The organism is Phocaeicola faecium (genome assembly GCF_014837055.1).
Taxonomy (GTDB): domain Bacteria; phylum Bacteroidota; class Bacteroidia; order Bacteroidales; family Bacteroidaceae; genus Phocaeicola; species Phocaeicola gallinarum.
In genome coordinates this window covers 211,542-232,153 of record NZ_JACSPQ010000006.1, presented here as the reverse complement: position 1 = coordinate 232,153, position 20,612 = coordinate 211,542, and the positions used below count along the sequence as shown (strand labels likewise).

The 20,612-nt window shown below is 46.2% G+C and carries 13 protein-coding genes and 1 tRNA gene; 5 read left to right on the top strand and 9 right to left on the bottom strand.

The genetic code is table 11. From position 1 onward, the window contains the following. The first annotated feature begins 356 nt into the window (after positions 1–356). The 3 genes from H9626_RS08435 (at position 357) to H9626_RS08425 (ending at position 4,263) form a co-directional block, all read left to right on the top strand. Positions 357–2,324 carry a glycoside hydrolase domain-containing protein gene (locus H9626_RS08435; RefSeq protein WP_191710252.1) on the top strand — a complete coding sequence of 656 codons (1,968 nt, stop codon included), beginning with the start codon at positions 357–359 and terminating at the stop codon, positions 2,322–2,324. 31 nt (positions 2,325–2,355) lie between these two features. Then, complete coding sequence (locus H9626_RS08430; RefSeq protein WP_178255944.1) at positions 2,356–3,255, top strand: alkaline phosphatase family protein; 900 nt, start codon at positions 2,356–2,358, stop codon at positions 3,253–3,255. Between the two features lie 252 nt (positions 3,256–3,507). Beyond that, entirely contained in the window at positions 3,508–4,263 is a 756-nt protein-coding gene (locus H9626_RS08425) for an endonuclease/exonuclease/phosphatase family protein (RefSeq protein ID WP_191710197.1), read from the top strand. Positions 4,264–4,266: 3 nt separating this feature from the next. On the opposite strand, the gene H9626_RS08420 is transcribed toward H9626_RS08425, so the two are convergent. The 8 genes from H9626_RS08420 to H9626_RS08385 all read right to left on the bottom strand — a co-directional run bounded on the left by H9626_RS08420 (position 4,267) and on the right by H9626_RS08385 (position 17,689). Next, on the bottom strand, positions 4,267–5,502 hold the full coding sequence (locus tag H9626_RS08420) for a YdcF family protein (RefSeq protein ID WP_191710196.1): 1,236 nt from the start codon (positions 5,500–5,502) through the stop codon (positions 4,267–4,269). Next, positions 5,499–6,392 carry a glycerophosphodiester phosphodiesterase family protein gene (locus H9626_RS08415; RefSeq protein WP_191710195.1) on the bottom strand — a complete coding sequence of 298 codons (894 nt, stop codon included), beginning with the start codon at positions 6,390–6,392 and terminating at the stop codon, positions 5,499–5,501. The genes H9626_RS08420 and H9626_RS08415 overlap by 4 nt, the downstream gene beginning before the upstream one ends. Positions 6,393–6,414: 22 nt before the next feature. Continuing rightward, positions 6,415–7,983 carry a RagB/SusD family nutrient uptake outer membrane protein gene (locus H9626_RS08410; RefSeq protein ID WP_191710194.1) on the bottom strand — a complete coding sequence of 523 codons (1,569 nt, stop codon included), beginning with the start codon at positions 7,981–7,983 and terminating at the stop codon, positions 6,415–6,417. 16 nt (positions 7,984–7,999) lie between these two features. Further along, positions 8,000–11,281 carry a SusC/RagA family TonB-linked outer membrane protein gene (locus tag H9626_RS08405; protein ID WP_191710193.1) on the bottom strand — a complete coding sequence of 1,094 codons (3,282 nt, stop codon included), beginning with the start codon at positions 11,279–11,281 and terminating at the stop codon, positions 8,000–8,002. A 217-nt stretch (positions 11,282–11,498) separates the two neighbouring features. Then, on the bottom strand, positions 11,499–12,644 hold the full coding sequence (locus tag H9626_RS08400; RefSeq protein ID WP_191710192.1) for an OmpA family protein: 1,146 nt from the start codon (positions 12,642–12,644) through the stop codon (positions 11,499–11,501). 508 nt (positions 12,645–13,152) lie between these two features. After that, on the bottom strand, positions 13,153–14,631 hold the full coding sequence (gene cysS, locus H9626_RS08395; protein WP_178255937.1) for a cysteine--tRNA ligase: 1,479 nt from the start codon (positions 14,629–14,631) through the stop codon (positions 13,153–13,155). 188 nt (positions 14,632–14,819) lie between these two features. Next, positions 14,820–15,830 carry a 2-oxoacid:ferredoxin oxidoreductase subunit beta gene (locus tag H9626_RS08390; protein WP_178255936.1) on the bottom strand — a complete coding sequence of 337 codons (1,011 nt, stop codon included), beginning with the start codon at positions 15,828–15,830 and terminating at the stop codon, positions 14,820–14,822. A 5-nt stretch (positions 15,831–15,835) separates the two neighbouring features. Next, entirely contained in the window at positions 15,836–17,689 is a 1,854-nt protein-coding gene (locus H9626_RS08385) for a 2-oxoacid:acceptor oxidoreductase subunit alpha (RefSeq protein ID WP_178255935.1), read from the bottom strand. A 208-nt stretch (positions 17,690–17,897) separates the two neighbouring features. On the opposite strand from H9626_RS08385, the gene H9626_RS08380 reads away from it, so the two are divergent. Further along, positions 17,898–17,969, top strand: a tRNA-Arg gene (locus H9626_RS08380). 274 nt (positions 17,970–18,243) lie between these two features. Here H9626_RS08380 and kbl read toward each other — a convergent pair. Next, positions 18,244–19,437: a glycine C-acetyltransferase gene (gene kbl / locus H9626_RS08375; protein WP_178256494.1), complete on the bottom strand. Its 1,194-nt coding sequence runs from the start codon at positions 19,435–19,437 to the stop codon at positions 18,244–18,246. A 151-nt stretch (positions 19,438–19,588) separates the two neighbouring features. Between kbl and H9626_RS08370 the strand changes: the two genes are divergently transcribed. Continuing rightward, the gene (locus tag H9626_RS08370) at positions 19,589–20,539 is read left to right on the top strand and encodes an NAD-dependent epimerase/dehydratase family protein (protein WP_178256495.1); all 951 of its coding nucleotides are present in this window, start codon (positions 19,589–19,591) and stop codon (positions 20,537–20,539) included. Positions 20,540–20,612 lie beyond the last annotated feature (73 nt).

Sequence of the window (20,612 nt, the reverse complement as noted above, 5' to 3'; positions counted from 1 at the left end):
TTACATTAAAACTTGTTCAAATTCTTAGAGTCTGTTTAAATTTTCCGATAACGTTATTTCATCCGGCTCCATGCTGAGGGGCGAAAAAACGCTACCCATAGGACTTGCCTGCACTATGGGTAGCGCGGGGCAACACTACCGCTTGGAATGGATAACGCTAACGGTAGTATTTTCCTCGGCAAACGGGTAGTGAAGACCACTCTAATTATCAATACATTACACGCTCGACGATGAATAAACAGCCGATTGTAACAATTATGAAACCCTAATCAGTTATTTTTGTATCGTGAAACTTAATAAAACATGATATGAAAGCTATTTCCTGTTTACTTATTGCTTTTCTTCTTCAAACGTGTATGCTCTCCGCTCAAAGCCTGCTGCCGGAAGTTAATTTGTTTTTAGGAACATCGGGCGACCACGGACAGCTTGCACCTGCCGCCAATGTTCCGTTCGGGATGGTACAAGTATGTCCGGACAGCCATCCGCGCCAACATGCGGGGTACGACTATGCCGTTCCTACCATTTCGGGCATTTCCGTCAACCGCCTTTCGGGAGTGGGCGGACAAGGTTGTGGAGGAAACTTGAGCCTGATGCCCGATACTGCTGGGGTGGATGTCCGCATCGTCAAATCGACGGAAAAGGCACAGCCGGGATATTATCACGCAAAGCTGAGCAACGGAGTGAACATCGAACTAACGGCCACACGCACTACGGCTGTCGAACGCTTCACATGGCAGCCGGGACTGCAACCTGTTTTGCTCTTTGCTCCTGCTTCTGCTTTCGAACGGGTTTTCCATTCCGACTATCAGACTTTGTCGTCCAACGAAATCGGCGGAACGATTGCGGCAGCCAATACGTGCGGAAACGGACGCTATACATTATATTATTACCTGCATACCGATGTGCCATTTCATCTTGAGCCGGCAGGTAATCGGCAAAAGCTGACCTTTACAGAGGATTCGCCTGTAGAAGTACGCATCGCCGTTTCGCCTTTAAGCATAGAAGAGGCCCGCCGGTGTTTTTTGGAAACAAGCGAAAACGATTTTCAGACCATACGCCAACAAGCTGCCGAGGCTTGGGAAAGCATCTTATCGCGTGTAGAGATAAAGGGTGGAGATAAAGACGAGCGGACGCTGTTTTACACTTCACTATTTCGTACCTGTCAAAGTCCGCTTCAGGTAACAACCGGGAAAAACGGAGAATATCCCGGCACAGACGGAAAGCTCCACCGCACAGAGGGATTCGATTATTACAGCTCATGGTCGCTGTGGGATACGTATCGCACCAAGTTTCCCTTGCTTACTCTAATTGTCCCCGAACGGATGTCGGACATGATGCAGTCGCTCGCCGTACTTTATACCACGGGAAAAAGAGACTGGTCTACCGATGCTGAATGTGTGCCTACCGTGCGTACAGAACATGCCATCGCACTTTTACTTGACAGCCGTTTAAAGGGCATCGAAATACCGAATCTGGCGGAAGCATACGCAGGCATGAAACATGAAGTGGCAAACCTGCCGCTAAAGTCGCCCGACCAATGTATGGAGGCAAGTACGGATTTATGGGCATTGTCTCGCGTGGCAGACCTATTAGACAAGCCTGCCGACGCTGCTCTTTACCGCCGGAAAGGAGACAGTTTGTTTTGCACTGTGTGGGACAGGGAGTTCCGTTACGTGGACAGTACGTACACGCGCATGAGGCAGAACGGGCTGTATCAGGGTACACGCTGGCAATACCGTTGGGCAGCTCCACAGTTTCTCCCTCAAATGATTGAAAGAGTGGGGAAAGACTCGCTGGAAGCTCAGCTCACAACTTTCTTTGCACAAAACTTATATAATCAGGGGAACGAGCCAGACATTCACGTACCCTACCTGTTCAATCGGTTGGGCAGTCCGGGAAAAACACAGCAAACCATCTTCCAGCTTCTAACCCAACCGATGACACACATCTACGGAGGAAATGCCGAGTATGCTTCGCCCTATATCGGAAAAGCCTTTAAAAATGCACCGGAGGCTTACTGTCCGGAAATGGACGAAGACGATGGGGCTATGAGTGCATGGTATGTATTTAGCGCAATGGGGCTTTATCCGCTCATCGTGGGAGAACCTTCTTATGAGGTGGTTTCACCGCTGTTTGACGAAACCGTGCTTCATCTTCCCGCCGGAAAGCGTTTTGTCATACGCACCGTGGGACGGGAAACAAAGGAACAGCCCGTACTTGAAATCCGTTTGAACAATCGGAAATTATCCGATTATCGCATCTCGCACCATGACATCGCAAAAGGTGGAGTGCTGGAATTTATTTACTGCGGCGAAAATGAATAACCTGCAAAACAAAACATTAATTCAATAAAGTATGAAAAAGATTATTTTACTTCTGATGGCGTTAGGCTGCTTCTTTACCACGGCAAACGCTTCAAAATGGAAAGCCGAACATGTAGTAATGATTGGCATCGACGGATGGGGAGCGTACAGTGTTCCTAAAGCGGATATTCCTACAATCAAGCAGTTGATGGACAGCGGCTGTTATACGCTGAAAAAACGTTCGGTATTACCGTCCGAATCTGCTATCAACTGGGCATCGATGTTCAACGGGGCGGGTACTGAAATGCACGGGTACACCACGTGGGGGTCTCGCACACCCGAAATACCGTCGATGGTGGTAAACGAACGCGGAATATTCCCTACGATTTATTCACTCATGTACGAACAGTGTCCGCAGGCAGAAACCGGATGTATGTTCGAATGGGAAGGTATCAAATATCTGGTAGATACGCTGGCTATCTCGCATGTGGCACAGGCGATGGGGTATAACGAACAGCCCGACCAACTCTGTTGCATGGCGGAAACGTATATCAAGGAAAAGAAGCCGAATTTCGTGGCGGTTTGTTTCGACCAACTGGACCATGTGGGACACGTCGATGGGCACGATACGCCGGCTTACTACCGGATGTTGAACACGCTGGACGGTTATGTGGCACGCATCATCGCCGCACTGAAAGATGCGGGTATCTATGATGATACGATTATTATCCTGACCTCCGACCATGGGGGCATCAACAAAGGTCACGGGGGAATAACACTTGCCGAAATGGAAATTCCTTTCATCATTGCCGGAAAAAACGTAAAACAGGGCGGAGCATTCCAAGAAACCATGATGCAGTTTGATACGGCTTCTACCATTGCCTGCATCTTCGGGCTGAAACAGCCGCAAGCATGGATAGGCAGACCCATGACACAGGTATTCAGCAAATAAAAAGCGGAAATCACTCATTACCATCCTGTTCAAGTTACTTTACATGACAATTTGGACAGGCTTTTTTACACTCCGAAACACATGCGGTAGTTTTCACCATCGCTTCCCAATGAACTACTAATTTCTATTCGGAAGACTTCATCTTTCTATTCGAACCACTCTACCGCCTCAAACGGGCAGCTATTTTGCGAAAAATTATCTACCTTTACGGGATATAAAAACGAATCTCATTTATCATAAAATAAGAAGAACATGAAAAACAAACTATGGATGGGTATGGCGGCAGTTGCCTGCTTGGGTTTATCAGCCTGCCAGCCGGAAGCAAAAGAGGCACGCTTTATGAGTTACAATGTGAAAAACGGATACGGGCTTGATGACTCTACCAATTATGTCCGCACGGCGGAAGTGATTCGGAAAGAAGCTCCCGATGTGGTAGCCATACAGGAACTCGACAGCGTGACAGGACGCAGCCACGGAACGTATGTGCTGGGAGAATTGGGCAAACATACCGAAATGTATGCCACGTATGCACCTGCCATTGATTTCGATGGAGGAAAATACGGCATCGGTATCTTGTCGAAAGAAAAGCCGCTGAACGTATACCGCAGGGCATTGCCGGGAAGAGAAGAAGCACGCACGATGCTCATCACGGAATTCAGCGACTATGTTTATATCTGCACCCACCTGTCGCTGACGGAAGAAGACCGCATGGCTTCTCTGCCCATCATCAAAGAAGAAATAACCCGATTTAAGAAACCTGTACTCATTGCCGGCGACTGGAATGCTACTCCGGAATCGGATTTCCTGAAAGCGATGCAAAACGATTTCACGATTCTTACCGACATGAGCCAGCCTACTTTCCCTGCCGATACCCCCGACAGTACCATTGACTACATTGCCGTAAGCAAGTCAACCGCTTCGAAAATAAAGCCTCAGCGGGCATATACGGTAAATGCTCCGGTACAGTCTGACCACCGACCGGTAGTGGTGGTGGCAGACTTATTTTAAGCATTACGGGTCGATAGGTTCTTTCGGATTAATAATCAGCGATTCTGCCAACGGCATAAACTCAACCACACGCTGAGCGAGCCGCTTCCCTGCCCGATAAGGGACGTATCCCAATTCTCTCTGACACCTGCGGGGGAGCGAACTGTCTGTTGCCACATCGTCGATGTGCGACGCCGAAGAAGTAGCTATCGCATACCGATTCATCGGGAATCCTGCGCGAAACATGATGCGGGCGGCATTACGGAAGTTTGTCGTCGTATGGCGCGCGTGGGGTTCCATGATTAAAGCACTCTCCGGTATCTGCCATACCTCCATCAGGTATTTCTTCATCTCATACGCCTCGTTATAAGGGGTGTGGTACGGATGCACGCGCCCGCCCGACAGTATAATGAAAGGAGCTTCATGCTGACGGTAGAGCATTGCCGCATACGCCGCACGCAGTTTTCCTTCGGGACTGATACGCTCGCGCGGGTCTTCCGGCCCTGCGCCAAGAACAAGGATTGCCGTATAAGGGTATGCCTCCCAGTCGGTTTGCCCTATTTGCCTGTAAGCCTCCGCATTTTCCGTTTCACCCAGTGGCTCATAGTCGAGCGACTGACGGCGGTCGTTCACATCTAACAACATACAAACCGACTTCAACGGAATGGAATAGAAAGCGGGGGACTTCTGATTCCAAAGCGCTACGTTTTCTTGGCAAGCCGGCAGGATTTCTTCAGTAAACCGACGGCTGTTCACATCGAACCCGATAGAGTCGATAGCCGGATAGTTAGGCTTACGTCCTGCGGCATATACCTCAACGGCATAGTTCATTCCTTCGGCATCCTGTGTCCATATTTTCCGGATAAGTTCGGCTCCGGTTTCTTTATATTGGCGGTAACAGCCGGACGGCAAAACATGAAAAGTAAGCAATTCATCCAACGGGTTTCCCTTTTCATACAATCGCGCCAACTCTTCTCCTATCTGCTTTATCTCTTCAGACGAAAACTTCATAGCAGCAATACGCTCTGCCGTAGTCTTTGCATCAAGCAGGCGTTGCTGTTTTGCCTGCGAAATTTCGACTAACAACGAAGAGGCATGAAGTAACGAGTCTGCCTTTTCGGAATGGCTTAATAAAGAAGTAAAGTAATAGTTCTTGCTCTCAACCGTATGCGGAGCCACTAAACGATAATCCCTCCTCACCTGTCCTTGTACAGCCAAAGCACACAGGCAAGCTAAACAAAAAGCATAAAACAGTTTCATCGTCTTCCTTCCGCTCCCAAATAATTCAACAATGCAGCCGGCCTGTCGGTTTGTATCAGCGAAGCTCCCTGTTCGAGCAGCCATCCCCAACTTTCATCTGCCTCATCCAACTCTACCGCCCGGTCATCATCATGGCCGGCATTCAGCGAAGGCCATAAAGAATTCAGCCAGATTTTAGAACCGTTCTCTTTTACCTTCTTCAGCAGGCGGATGACATCGGGAGTCACTTCGCTGAAACAACACTCTACGGCTACCGGCTTCAAAGCAGCATATCCATCGATAAGGCTTTCTGCTTCAGGCGTATCTAAATTGACAATAGGCATATAAATCACCTTATCAAGCACCTCCCCGTTTTCGGCTTTCACCTTTTCATACGAATAGCCCGACTTAATAACCACCTGACTCACCGTTCCGGTTTTAACCAACAGTGCATATACGTCTTTAAAGTAATCATACCCTTTGTCAATATTGATAAGAATCTTTCCTTTCCCCAAAGTCAACACTTCCTCTAACGTAGGTATCGTATGAAAAGTAGGACGCCCCAAACCATTTTTCAGATGGAACTTCCGGATTTCTTCCAACGTATAGTCAGAAGGTTTCCCTTTTCCGTCTGTAGTACGGTCAATGGTCCCGTCGTGCATAATAATGAGTTGGTTATCCTTCGTCTTCTTCAAGTCGATTTCAATCATATCCACCCCCATCTCAATGCAATTCTTAAACGCCTGCAAAGAGTTTTCGGGCGCATTTCTCCAATCACCTCTGTGGGCAACCACCAAAACTTTCTCCGATTTCATGTCTTTCAACTCATGAACAAGAGTCTTTACGCCCTCTTGGGCAGAGAGCATAAAGACTGAAGTGAGAAAGCACATCACACAAATTACTTTCTTCATAATATAAAGATTAGCTGTATACTTAATATCCTTCGTTCTGATACATTCCTTCCGGATTCAATAACCATTCATCATAAGGAATGGGGTAATAAATATCCGTTTCGGTAAAGTTCTGTAAGTTTGATTCGTTATAATCCGCCTGACTCTTGCTGTGCATATAGGTAACTAACTCTGACGGGGTGAAGAAGCGCAGCAAGTCGTACCAACGCTGATTTTCGAACGCTAACTCAATACGGCGTTCGTGCAAAATCGCCAATTTCAGCGTAGGGAATTTAGCACGGTAAGCAGCATCGTTTTGTGCAACACTGTATTCCGGAATTCCGGCACGCTCACGCACCTCATTCAAGTAACTGATTGCCGTATTTTCATCGTCCAACGCTTCGTTTACTTCTGCCAACATCAAGATAACATCGGCATAGCGAAGGATAATCCAGTCGTTGCCGCCATAACCCAATGTTCCGGCAGCTTCGCTTCTATCGCGGAACTTGGTCACATAATAACAGTTCTGTGTTTCTGAATGTCCTACCGACCAGTTCTGGCGCGGGTCAGTCCATCCGAAACCATTCTCTACCGTTTCGTATTCTTTTACCAAATCGGGTGTAACTTTCAGCATCGGTACGCCGCGCGAAGCATAAAGCGAGTTTGTTGTTTCGCCTCCCGGCTGTGTATCGGCAGCGATAGAAGAATGGTAATCCCTGTCGCCCTGACGATACACAATCTGGAACAGGATTTCAGGACAGGTAGATTTATTATTCACATTGAATACGCCGTTAGAATCTTCCGGGTCAAACGAAATTTCACTCAGCCTATCAAAGGTCTTCATGCCATAACACTGTTCCAGATAAGTTTTTGCATTCTCCAGATAGGTCGTACGATTACCGTCGTCAAGTACATGCGCCATTGTAAGATACACTTTACCCAATAATCCTGCCATAGCAGCTTTACTGGCATGTCCCTTTCCGCTTTCAGACTGGTGGTCAGGGAGTGTACTATTCTCTAAACCAAACTTCAAATCATCCACAATCAGATTATAAATATTCGCTTTATCCTCGCGATATGTATGGGCTTCGATTTCGGCAGGTGTTGAAAGATATTCCGTAACAAGCGGTGCATCTCCCCATTTGCGTACGATATCGAAATAAGCCAACGCACGTACAAACCTTGCCTCAGCTATATAGTTATTTCTGCTTGACTCATCATCGAATGTGATTTCTTCAGCTCCCTTGATCGCGAAATTAGAATTGTTTACTGTTTCGAACATTGCATTCCAATGGCTCTGCAAATAAGTATTACTTGCAAGCAATGAGAAATCGGTAAACTGAAACGGCTCACCTGCCGCCGACTGGTTATCCCAACGTCCGGCATTATCCGAACGTTCTTCGGTGTAAGCGGTACTACCCTCTCCCATGCAGCTGCCGGAACGGAGCGCCAAGTAAGCTCCGTTTACCGCACGTTCAACATCGTTTTCGGTTGAAAAGAAGTTTTCTGCAACAATATGGTTGGGGTCATTTTCGGTGAGGAAATCTTCACATGAAGTAAGTGACAAACCTCCGAACACCAACAGTGATGCTAAAAATATATTTGTTTTCATTTTCAATGCTGCTTTTTTAGAATGTTAATTGAATACCCATGTTATAAGCTCTCATCAAAGGATATTTACCATAATCTACTCCCGGAGTCAGATTAGAACCGTCGTTATAGTCCACTTCCGGATTATAACCTTTATATTTGGTAATTGTAAACAGGTTATCTGCCGCTACATACAAACGCAGATTACTGATTACTCCTTTCGACCACTGGCTGATTTTAGGAAGCGAATATCCGATGGTGATATTGGTACAGCGGAAGAACGAACCGTCTTGCAGATAGAAGGTAGACAGACGTGTACTGTTACTCTGAGTTCCGCCACGTGAAGCTTTGTAAACCCATCCGTTTCCGGGATTTTCAGGACTGCGATAACGCTCGTCAACCACGGCGTACTGGTTACCCGAACCTTCCATATTAAACAGATAATAATCCTGTCCGTCGAGAACCTCGTTTCCGTAAGAACCGTTGAATGAAGCGCTCAAGTCGAGGTCTTTGTAGTTTCCGCTCAGATTAAATCCGTAAGTAAATTTCGGATGAGGGTTTCCTATTACTGTTTTATCGTCATCGTCTACTACACCGTCTCCATTTACATCTTCGAAGTAAAGGTCGCCCGGCTGCAAAGGAACTGATTGAGATAACGAGCGGGGAGGCCCTTGCAATTCATATCCTTCGGGGAAGCTGTTTCCGTTGGCTGCATATACGGCATCATCGGCTGCCAAACCAGCCATATCAGCTTCGCTTACCATACCGGCTACCTTAAATCCGTAAAACATACCGATAGGTTGTCCTTCTTCAGTGATATGTGTCATATACGAACGTTCAGCACCATTGGTTATGATAGAGTTTCCACCTAAATTGAGTACCTTGTTCCGGTTGACTGAAATATTACCGCTAACATTAAGGTTATAGTCTCTACCTGTCAGAATGCGGGCATCTACCTGAAGGTCGAAACCTGTATTGCGGATTTTCGAATCAGGCAGGTTGGTCATCATTGAAGTAGCTCCCGAAATAGCCGAGATCGGTTGTTCGAACAGCAAATCCTGCGTATGGCTCAGATAGTAGTTTCCGGAAATAGAGAGTCGGTTACTGAACAATGACAAGTCGAAACCTACATTGTATTGCGAAGTCGATTCCCATCCGATGGCATTGTCTTTCACACCTCCGGGATACATTGCCGAGCCAATGGTTCCGGTACCGAATACCACACCGGTAGGCGAACTCATAAGCGCTGCATACTGGTAGTTACCGATATTATTATTCCCACTCATACCCCAACTTGCACGCAACTTCAGCGCCGAAGTTTCTCCTAAATTATCTTTCCAGAAATCTTCATTGGAAAGAGTCCATGCAGCAGAAACTGAAGGGAAGTATCCCCACCGGTTATCAGGACCGAACAGCGAAGAAGCATCGCCACGGAACGAAGCCGTAATATAGTATTTATTAGCAAAGTTATAATTTATACGGGCAAAATAAGAGAGCATCGTCCAATTGGATTTATACGTGTTGTTCAATTGGATATTGCTGGGGTCGGCACCATGTCCGGTTACTTCCGTAATGTGGTCGTCTTCATATCCGGTTGCTCTTACCCCCAATACATCCAACATATCTTTCTGAACAGAATACCCCACTACGCTGCTGAAGTTATGTACATCATTCCATGTTTTATTATAGTTTGCAGTAAACTCTGCCAGATAATCTGACTGCAACATGGTTCTTGCGATGGCATTGGCTGCTGCTTTTGCTTGGTCGGAATACGGCGGATTTGCACCATCCGACAAGCTCGTAGGACGATAGAACTCATACTTCTCGCTGTATGTATACATTCCTAAGTTCGCCTTCAAGAATAAATTTTCTATCGGTTCGTAAGAGGCAGTAAGATTATATGTATTTCTCACTCCGTTCCGGCGTATTTTGGTTTCGGTGGCAAGCGCTACGGGGTTTTCTATCTGCTGAAAACCATAATCACTCGAATAAGAAGTCATTTCTCCTTTCACCAACTCACCGTTTTCATCATAACAGCGGAAAATAGGAGCATAAATCAATGCACCAAGAATAGGTCCTTGATTGAAACGTCCTTCCTGTACCTCACGGTTCCAGTTTGACGTGCTTGAGAAATTACCTCCTACCTTAAACTTCGAGCTAATTTCCACATCAAGGTTGGCACGCAAATTCAATCTTTTTTGTCCGGTAGAAAGAATAATACCTTCCTGATTCTGGTACGCCGCACTCACTTCATAACGCACTTTGTCTGTACCTCCGTTAACAGAAACATGATGGCGCTGTGAAACCGCATTGCGGTAAAGCTCATCTTGCCAGTCGGTATCATACTGCGGAGTGATTACTTCTCCTTTCTCAAAATCGTAAAGAAACTCCGGAATCATAGCCGCGCTATTAGCCGATCCGATTCGCTGTGCACGTATGGCATTGGTATCGTGAATATACGAATCATCCCACGCATCGCCCAACAAATTACGATAAGCATTGTTACGTCCCTCTACCACAAGGTCGGCAAACTGAGCGGAATTGAGCAAATCGATTTTCTTGGCAAGCTGATTAACACTTACTTGAAAATTATAGTTTACCGTGGCTTTGCCTTCTTTTCCGCGTTTGGTTGTAATCAGCACGACACCGCCGGCTGCACGCGAACCATAAATGGCGGCAGAAGCAGCATCTTTCAAGACCTCAATTGATTCGATATCCTCAGGATTAAGCATAAGATCTTCGTTCGAAGGATATCCGTCGATAACATAAAGCGGGTCTGAGCTGGCATTAATAGAAGCAACCCCGCGCACACGTATTTTGGTATTCCCATAAGGCGCTCCGCTCACTTGCGAAATCTGAACACCCGATACTTTTCCTACCAAACTTTGTCCTACGGTAGGCGTTGTCACGTTCAGTTCGTTAGCCTTCACACTTGAGACAGCACCCACAAGGTCGGTCTTACGCATGGTCTGATAACCCACCACCACTACTTCATCAAGCGTCTCGCTATCTTCCTTTAATATGATATGCAATTCTTTCCCCCGCTCTGCTTTTATGCTTTGCGAGGCATAGCCGATATACGAAATCTCCAATGTATGACTATCGTCTTGGATTTTCAAACTAAATCTTCCGTCGATGTCGGTTATTGTTCCATTTTGCGTATCCTTCTCAAAAATACTGGCACCAATAATCGCCATTCCACTTTCGTCGGTCACAACTCCTTTTACCACATAATCAAAAGAGTCTGCTGCTTGCATCGGCACGTTGAATACCCATAACAAGCTCAATGTCAGAAGTAATAAATAAACTGTTTTTCTCATACCTTTGTTTCTATTAAACTGCGGCAAAGGTATAAGTGTCTATTTACATCGGAGTTGCAGGATATTTAAATATAAATTTCAATAAAATTACAAAAAGATTTCCTTACAAATCGCGTGAATCCCGTTCATCTCCCGTCTGTTACAGCCTGATGACAAAATAAAAAGGGCAGAACTTGACATACAAGTCCCACCCTTCAAGATTCAGGATAAAAAAGTATTATTCTACTTCTTTTTCGCTCAGCGTAGCGATGCTGACACGGTTCCAGTCAGGTTCAGAGAACATATTACCTACACCCTGTCCTTCAGCCGTAATGCGGTTGGCATTAATCTTATACTTATTTATCAGCATATTCTTTACCGCCTCAGCACGCTGTTTTGCAATGCGTTCGTTTACTTCTGCGCTACCTTCCGGAGATGCATACCCTTTGATGGAAACTTTACTTTCCGGATGGTTCTTCATGTAAGTAGCGATGCGTTCTACGTTCGGAATCTGGTCGGAAGCAATCGTTGTACGTCCCTGACGGAAAGTAACCACTGATTCGAGTGACATTGAGTTCAGGTTCTTCACAACTGTTTCAACTTGTTTCGGTGCGTTTTCACAATCAGCCAATGCTCTTTGTAATTGAGCTGCTTTGGCATTGCTTTCATCGAGGGCAGCGTTTTTGGCAGCCACCTCATCACGCAAAGCGTTTATCTTGCAGTTCAATGCACAAACTTCGTCTGCATCATACGGGCGCTGAATTGTCATATAATGCTTGCCGTTGCTTCCTGAGAAATGGTAAGTAACTCCCGCCAACAGTTCGAAACCGGCTTTGTTAACATTCAGCATGTGAGGTTTATTACCATCCATACGGTAAACCACAGCAGGCTTAACATTGATTGACCATGCTTTTTCCTCGCCCAAGTTAAAATTGAGGCTTGCCCCGAAGCGGCTCATCACGTAGCTATGGTCGTCACCGTAACCGGAATTTACGAAATCATGTCCCCAACCGATACCGGCGATTGCCTCTACTTCAAACAAACGCGGTTCGCCGTTATAACCGGCAAATAAGTTATTCAGATTGATTTTTCCATTTGCAGAAAGGCTTAAAGCGTCAAACGCAGTACGGCTCATTGAAGTATTGACAGCCGTCAGTCCTTGAAACGAAATACCCAATACCGGAGTTACCTGCTTGCCTAATTCCAAGCCTGCCACTCCACGCATGTTTTTCCAGAATGCAGCATGAGAAACCGGAGTAACACCTCCGCCATTCACACCTAAATACCAATTATCAAAGAAGGATGTACCTTCATACGCTTTCTGGGCGTTGCCAGAGATTGCTGCAACCAAAAGGATTGCACCTAAAAACATTTTCTTTACCATAATACAAAGTTTAGTTTAGTTAATACATCTATATACCATAAAAGTAAGCGATAAACGAATCCGCCTTTACCACAAAGCCGGACTTATTCATAGCTTTTTTCTTTAGTCTTTTTTAGTCTCGTTATAGTCCTTAGTTTGTTAAAGCCATCACAAAGATAACGTTTTTTAGTGAATATACAAAAATAATATTAAAAAACCATTCTAAAATAAGTGTTTTTATAACATTGCTTCTGCCAGTCAGTTAAAGCCACTAATGCTTGATATTAATAGTTGTTCCGACAAGCGTTACCCTCGCTAAATTCTTCCCATAGAAAACAAACTTTCTACCCGAACGGTTCGCTGTTTCTACCAATAAAAATGATAAAAACTACCGCATGAGAAAAACAGGATAAAAAAATACGGATTAAACGGTATCACAACAATCGATAACAGCCTAGTGTTCAGACCTATACCGAAAAAATAGTGTAAGATACCGTATAATCCGTGTCAGATAAGGGGTATTCGCTCCTTACTTATTCAAACGCCAAGTAAAACCGTCCTTCGTATCTTTTACTTCAAAGCCCAATGCCGCAAGGTTATCGCGAATCTTATCGCTCGTAGCCCAGTCTTTATTGGCTTTAGCTTGCATACGCTGCTCCAGCAACATGTCGACCACCTTGCTGTAAGCCTCTTCACGGGCTGCATTGTTTTCTGATTCGGCGCGCAAGCCGAGAATATCGAATGCAAACAGACGGAATACTTCTTTCAGTTCTTCCAAATCTTCGGCACTGATAGTGGCTTTCTTGTCGATAACCGTATTAATCATGCGCGTTGCCTCAAACAGATGAGAGATAACAATCGGCGTATTCAAGTCGTCGTTCATAGCTTCATAGCACTTTTCGCGCAGCCCTTTCGGGTTAATGCCTTCGGTAGCTCCGGCAGGCGTGATGCGCTCTAAGTTCTTGATGCCTTCCATCAGTCGTTCCAATCCCTTTTCGGCAGCCTGAAGCGCCTCGTTGCTAAAGTCTACCGTACTGCGGTAATGCGCCTGAAGGATGAAGAAACGAATGGTCATCGGCGAGTAAGGCTGGGTAAGCAGCTTGTTGGAGCCGGTGAAGAACTCTTCGAGCGTAATGAAGTTACCCAATGACTTACCCATTTTCTGTCCGTTGATGGTAATCATGTTATTATGCATCCAATAGTGTACCATGTCATGCCCCATCGCAGCAACGCTCTGAGCGATTTCGCATTCATGGTGCGGGAATATCAAGTCCATGCCTCCACCGTGGATATCGAAGTTCTCGCCCAGATACTTACGTCCCATAGCCGTACACTCACAGTGCCATCCGGGGAAACCGTTGCTCCACGGCGACGGCCAGCGCATGATGTGTTCAGGCTGCGCCGATTTCCACAGTGCGAAGTCGGCAGGATTGTGTTTCTCTTCCTGTCCGTCCAGCTCGCGAGTGGTGTTAAGCACGTCATCCAGATTACGTCCCGACAACTTTCCGTAATGGTGGTCTTTGTTATATTTCGCTACATCGAAATAAACCGAACCGTGGCTTTCATAAGCATATCCACTGTTCAAGATTTCTTTTACCAGCTGAATCTGTTCGATGATATGCCCCGAAGCATGGGGTTCGATGCTGGGCGGCAATACGTTCAACTCTTCCATTGCCTTGTGGTAACGAATCAAGTAATACTGTACCACCTCCATCGGTTCCAACTGTTCGAGGCGGGCTTTCTTGGCAATCTTGTCTTCACCATCATCGGCATCGTGTTCCAAGTGACCCACATCAGTAATGTTACGCACGTAACGCACCTTGTATCCCAAGTGGTTCAGGTAGCGGAAAAGAATATCAAACGTTATTGCAGGACGGGCATGTCCTAAATGAGCATCGCCGTACACCGTAGGTCCGCATACGTACATGCCTACATGGGGAGCATGAAGCGGAACAAACTCTTCCTTTTTACGGGTCAGCGTATTGTAAATAATCAGTTTATTCTCCATAAGTCAATGTATTATAATGGGCAAAGTTATAATTTTTTTCGCACGCAAAGCCAAAACATGCGGATGAAAACATTTTTTTTGCCGTAAAACTTCACCGGAGGCTATCGGTTTGGCAGAATAAAAAAACGGATATGTAACGACAGAAAACCGTCACATATCCGTTGTTCTATCCGCTTAGGGCAGACAAGCTATTTCACTTCCCACGTATCGTTCGTATCCAGCAGTTCGGCAAATGTATGGTATTTCTTTTTCGCCGAAACCTCTTCTATCTGTGCTTCGACGGCCTCATCGTAGGTAGGAGCTTCTACATCTCGAATCACGCCGAGCGCTATCGGGAAATCAGGACCTTCCATCAACGCCAGTTTCAACTGGAGCGTATGGTCTTCGCAGTGTGCATCGTGTACCAAGATGTCTTTCTCCGTCACGCCGTTTTCGCCCAGCTTCACCACTTTCAGTCCGAAGCCTTCCTGCATCAAACCAAATTCGCGATTCGGCCCGAACAGCATCGGTTTGCCATGCTCCAAATAGATGGCGTTCTTCTCACGGTCTTCTTTCTTAGCCACCGCGCTGTGGGTTCCATCGTTAAAAATCACACAATTCTGCAACACCTCGACTACCGAAGTTCCCTTATGATGTGCCGCAGCTTTCAAAACCTCCACCGAAGGACCTCCGTCTACCGCCGCACAACGGGCAAAGAAACGTCCGCGCGCACCGAAACAAAGTTCTGCCGGACGGAACGGGTCTTCTACCGTACCATAAGGCGATGATTTGCTTACGAAACCACGTGCCGACGTCGGCGAATACTGTCCTTTGGTCAGTCCGTAAATACGGTTGTTCAGCAACACGATATTAATATCTACGTTACGGCGAATGGCATGGATAAAATGGTTTCCGCCGATAGCCAGTCCGTCGCCATCACCCGAAATCTGCCAAATCGTAAGGTCGGGGTTCGCCACTTTTGCCCCGGTAGCAATGGCAGCCGCACGCCCATGAATGGTGTGCATTCCGTACGTATTCATGTAGTAAGGCAAACGCGACGAACAACCGATACCGGAGATAACCGCTATCTCATGAGGCGGCACGCCCAATTCTGCCAATGCCTTGTGAAAAGAATTCAAAAAAGCATGGTCGCCGCAGCCCGGACACCAGCGTGGCTGTCCGGCTTTATAATCAGCAGGGGTATATTTTGTTTCACTCATTTTACTTAGTCCTCCATGATTTTAGTAAAGGCTTCAACCAACTCTTGAACGACAAAAGGCTGACCTTTTACTTGGTTAAACTGATGTAAATGGATACCTTCTACCTTCATACGCAGATAGCCAGCAAGCTGTCCCATATTCTGTTCGGCAACCACTATCTTTTTATACTTCCGCAATACTTCTTCCGTGTTTTTAGGCAACGGATTGATAAAGCGGAAATGAGCCAACGCAGCTTTCTTTCCTTGTGCATTCAGCGTATCCATTGCCGAATGTAAATGTCCGTAAGTGCCTCCAAACCCTACAATCAGCAAGTCGGCATCCGGATTCCCTTCTACTTCCAACGGTGGAATTGAGTCGGCAATCTTCTCCACCTTCTCAGCACGCAAGCGCGTCATCAGGTTGTGATTTTCAGGTTCGGTAGAAATAGCGCCCGTCTCGTTACTCTTTTCCAAGCCACCGATGCGGTGCATGAATCCCTCCATTCCGGGTTTCGCCCAGTAGCGCACGCCGGTTTCCGGATTACGCAAGAAAGGCGTCCACGTATCTGCCATGTCGGGAGTAACGTAAGGCGGACGGATATCGGGATATTCACTCAAGTCGGGAAGCCGCCATGCTGCCGAGCCGTTTGCAATATAAGCATCGGTCAACAATACAACGGGAGTCATGTGTTCGAGAGCAATCTTACAAGCAGTATAGGCAGCATCGAAACAGTCGGTAGGAGAAGATGCCGCAATAACAGGCATCGGACTCTCTCCGTTACGTCCGTAAAGCACCTGCAACAAGTCGGTCTGCTCCGATTTCGTAGGCAAACCGGTAGAAGGTCCGCCACGCTGTACGTCTACAATCACTAACGGAAGTTCGGTAATGACCGCCAAGTTCATCGCCTCACTCTTCAAACAGATGCCCGGTCCGGAGGTAGTAGTTACCGCCAATGCTCCAGCAAAAGCCGCTCCGACAGCCGATGCACATCCGGCAATCTCGTCTTCACACTGTACGGTTTTCACGCCAAGCGATTTGTGTTTAGCCAGCTCATGCAGGATGTCCGTAGCCGGAGTAATGGGATATGAGCCCAAATACAGTTGCAGTCCGGCTTTTTCGGCAGCCGCCATCAATCCGTAAGCCGTAGCCTTATTTCCATTGATATCCATGTAACGTCCCGGAACCTTCTGTTCTTTGCTCGGAACCACATAACTCATCGAAACCGAAGCGTGAGTATTTTCTCCGAAGTGATAACCGTCGTACAACACCTTTACATTGGCTTCGGCTATTTCGGGCTTTTTGGCAAATTTCTCTCTCAAAAGTTTCTCGCCTACCGTAATATCTCGATGGAACAGCCAGCACACCAGTCCGAGCGCAAACATATTTTTAGTACGCATAATCGACTTGTTGTCCAGTCCGCTTTCCTTCAGGCTCTCTTTACACATGGTTGTAATTGCAGCCTCAACCACTTCGTTCTTTATGCCCAATTCCGAGAACGGATTTTCAAGAACAAACTGAGCCTTCTCCAGATCACGTTTGGTAAACGAGTCTGTATCTATAATAATAACAGATTGGGGTTTACAGAATTTATACTGTGTTTTTAGCGCAGCAGGATTCATAGCCACCAACACGTCGCACTTATCGCCCGGAGTATAAACCTTTCCCGAACCAATATGCACCTGAAATCCGGAAACTCCGGACAATGAACCTTGCGGTGCGCGGATATCTGCCGGATAATCAGGGAACGTACTGATATCGTTTCCTTCAGTTGCCGAAATATTCGAAAACATATTACCCGCCAACTGCATACCGTCGCCAGAGTCGCCAGAAAAGCGAACAACCACGTCGTCCAGCTCCTTGACAATCATTTCTTCTGCCATATAGAAATCTTTTTAGTTTAAAGTTCACAAAATCAATAGGCACAAAATTGGCGAAGTTCCTTCAAAAAACAAAATAAATCGGTAGTTATTTTATTGAATGACAAACAAAATGAATAAGTTATGAGTTTTTTCCGAATAATAATAGAAAAGTTTACGCAAAAAGCATTACTTTTGCATCTACATTCGATAATTCTCATAAAAACAAAGCGGCTCTGTAGTTCAACGGATAGAACAAGAATTTCCTAAATTTTAGATAGGGGTTCGATTCCCCTCGGAGCTACTTTCAAGTTGCGCTATACATAAAATGGTTTAGACTGATAGCGGGCTTGTTTTAATCCCTTTCCGACTTGGTCAGGAGCGTAAAAAACGCTTGCGGTAGAACCACTCAACGCTACGGGTAGAACCGGTAAACACTACCGCATAAGATGAGCAACACTAACGGTAGCGTTGAATGTATAAAATCAAAGGCTTGTTTTCGGGAACACATTTGTATATTCTCCGAAAACAAGCCTTTGATTTTCTTGTGTGTAACGCTGTGTAAGCCGTCGGGAAGGTTAACCTTTAATGACGCCCAACTCTTTGCCCACCTTGATGAAAGCGGCAATCGCTTTGTCGAGATGTTCGCGCTCGTGGCCGGCAGAAAGCTGTACACGGATGCGTGCCTGTCCTTTCGGTACTACCGGATAGTAGAAGCCTGTTACGTAAATGCCTTCTTCCTGCATACGGGCAGCAAAGTCCTGCGACAGTTTGGCATCGTAAAGCATCACGGCACAAATTGCGCTCTGTGTAGGCTTGATGTCGAAGCCGGCAGCTATCATCTTGTCGCGGAAATAAGCTACGTTTTCCATCAACTTGTCATGAAGCGCGTTGCTTTCTTTCAGCATACGGAACATTTCCAAGCTGGCTCCCACGATGGCAGGCGCTACGGAATTGGAGAACAGGTACGGACGTGAACGCTGGCGCAACATGTCGATAATTTCTTTGCGGCCGGTAGTAAAACCACCCATAGCGCCACCAAACGCTTTACCCAATGTTCCGGTAAAGATATCAACTCGCCCATAAACGCCGAATTGTTCTGCCACGCCATGTCCCGTAGGTCCTACAACTCCGGCTGAATGCGATTCGTCAACCATTACCAGTGCATCGTATTTCTCTGCCAACTCGCAAATCTTATCCATCGGAGCCACATTGCCATCCATCGAGAATACGCCGTCCGTAGCAATGATGCGGAAGCGCTGTGCCTGTGCTTCTTGCAAGCAACGTTCCAAATCGGCCATATCAGCGTTTGCGTAACGATAGCGTTTCGCCTTGCACAGACGTACGCCATCAATGATAGACGCATGGTTCAGCGCATCCGAAATAATGGCATCCTCGTCGGTAAGCAACGGTTCGAACAAACCGCCGTTTGCATCGAAACAAGCTGCATAAAGAATTGTATCTTCCGTATGGAAATAATCGGAAATAGCTGCCTCCAACTGTTTATGCAAATCTTGCGTACCACAAATGAAACGAACGGATGACATTCCGTAACCATGTGTATCCATCGCTGCTTTAGCAGCTTCAATCAACCGCTTATTGTCCGATAGCCCCAGATAGTTATTCGCACAGAAATTAAGGACGTCTTCGCCGGCATTAACCTTAATGTCTGCTTTTTGAGGAGTAGTTATCACACGTTCGTTCTTATACAACCCGGCTGCCTGAATATCGGCAAGCTCTTTGGTTAGAAATTCTTTAAATTTACCATACATAATAGTAGTGAATTAAGGTTCTTATTTCAAGTCAAAGATGGGATTTTTTTCTGAAAAAAGAAACAAAGCCAAAAGAAATAACACTTTTTCACGCTATACTTTACGCCAAATTGCTACATTTGCCGCATCTTAATTTAACCATAAACATAAAATGAAAAACATTTTGATAATAGGAGCTACCGGCCAGATAGGTTCGGAGCTTACCATGTTGCTCAGAAAACATTATCAGGGAAATGTAGTAGCCGGTTACATAACCGGTGCGGAACCAAAAGGAGAACTCAAAGATTCAGGTCCGTCAGCTTTGGTTGACATCACCAATCCGCAACAGATAGCAGATGCCGTAGACCAATTCAATATAGATACCATCTATAATTTGGCTGCCATTCTTTCTGCTGTGGCAGAAAAAAAGCCCCAATTAGCTTGGAAAATCGGTTTGGGCGGGTTATACAACACGCTGGAGGTAGCACGCGAAAAACATTGTGCGGTATTTACCCCCAGTTCCATCGGTTCGTTCGGCGGAGGAACTCCCAAAGATAAGACTCCGCAAGATACGATTCAACGCCCCAAAACCATGTATGGCGTGACCAAAGTAGCCGGCGAATTGCTGAGTGATTATTATTTCACTCGCTTCGGAGTAGATACCCGCTCGGTAAGATTTCCGGGATTGATTTCATACGTCACTCCTCCGGGCGGAGGAACAACCGACTACGCTGTGGATATTTATTACGCTGCCGCAAAAAAAGAAAAGTTTATCTGCCCGATAGCTCAGGGTACCTACATGGACATGATGTACATGCCCGATGCACTGCGTGCCGCCATCGAAATCATGGAAGCCAATCCGGATAAACTCATCCACCGTAATTCGTTCAACATTGCTTCGATGAGCTTTGAGCCTGACACGATCTACAAAAAGATTAAAGAATACCGTCCTGATTTTGAGATGGAGTATCAAGTAGACCCGTTGCGCCAAGCCATTGCCGAATCATGGCCGAATTCGCTGGACGATACCTGTGCACGAGAGGAATGGGGATGGTTGCCGAAATATGATCTTGATGCCATGACGCGCGACATGCTGGAGAAACTGGAAAAGCGGTTCGGATAACTTTTTCTAACCATATATATAATTTGCCGCATGGATTAATCAATTCCATGCGGCAAAATTATATCCTCAAAAG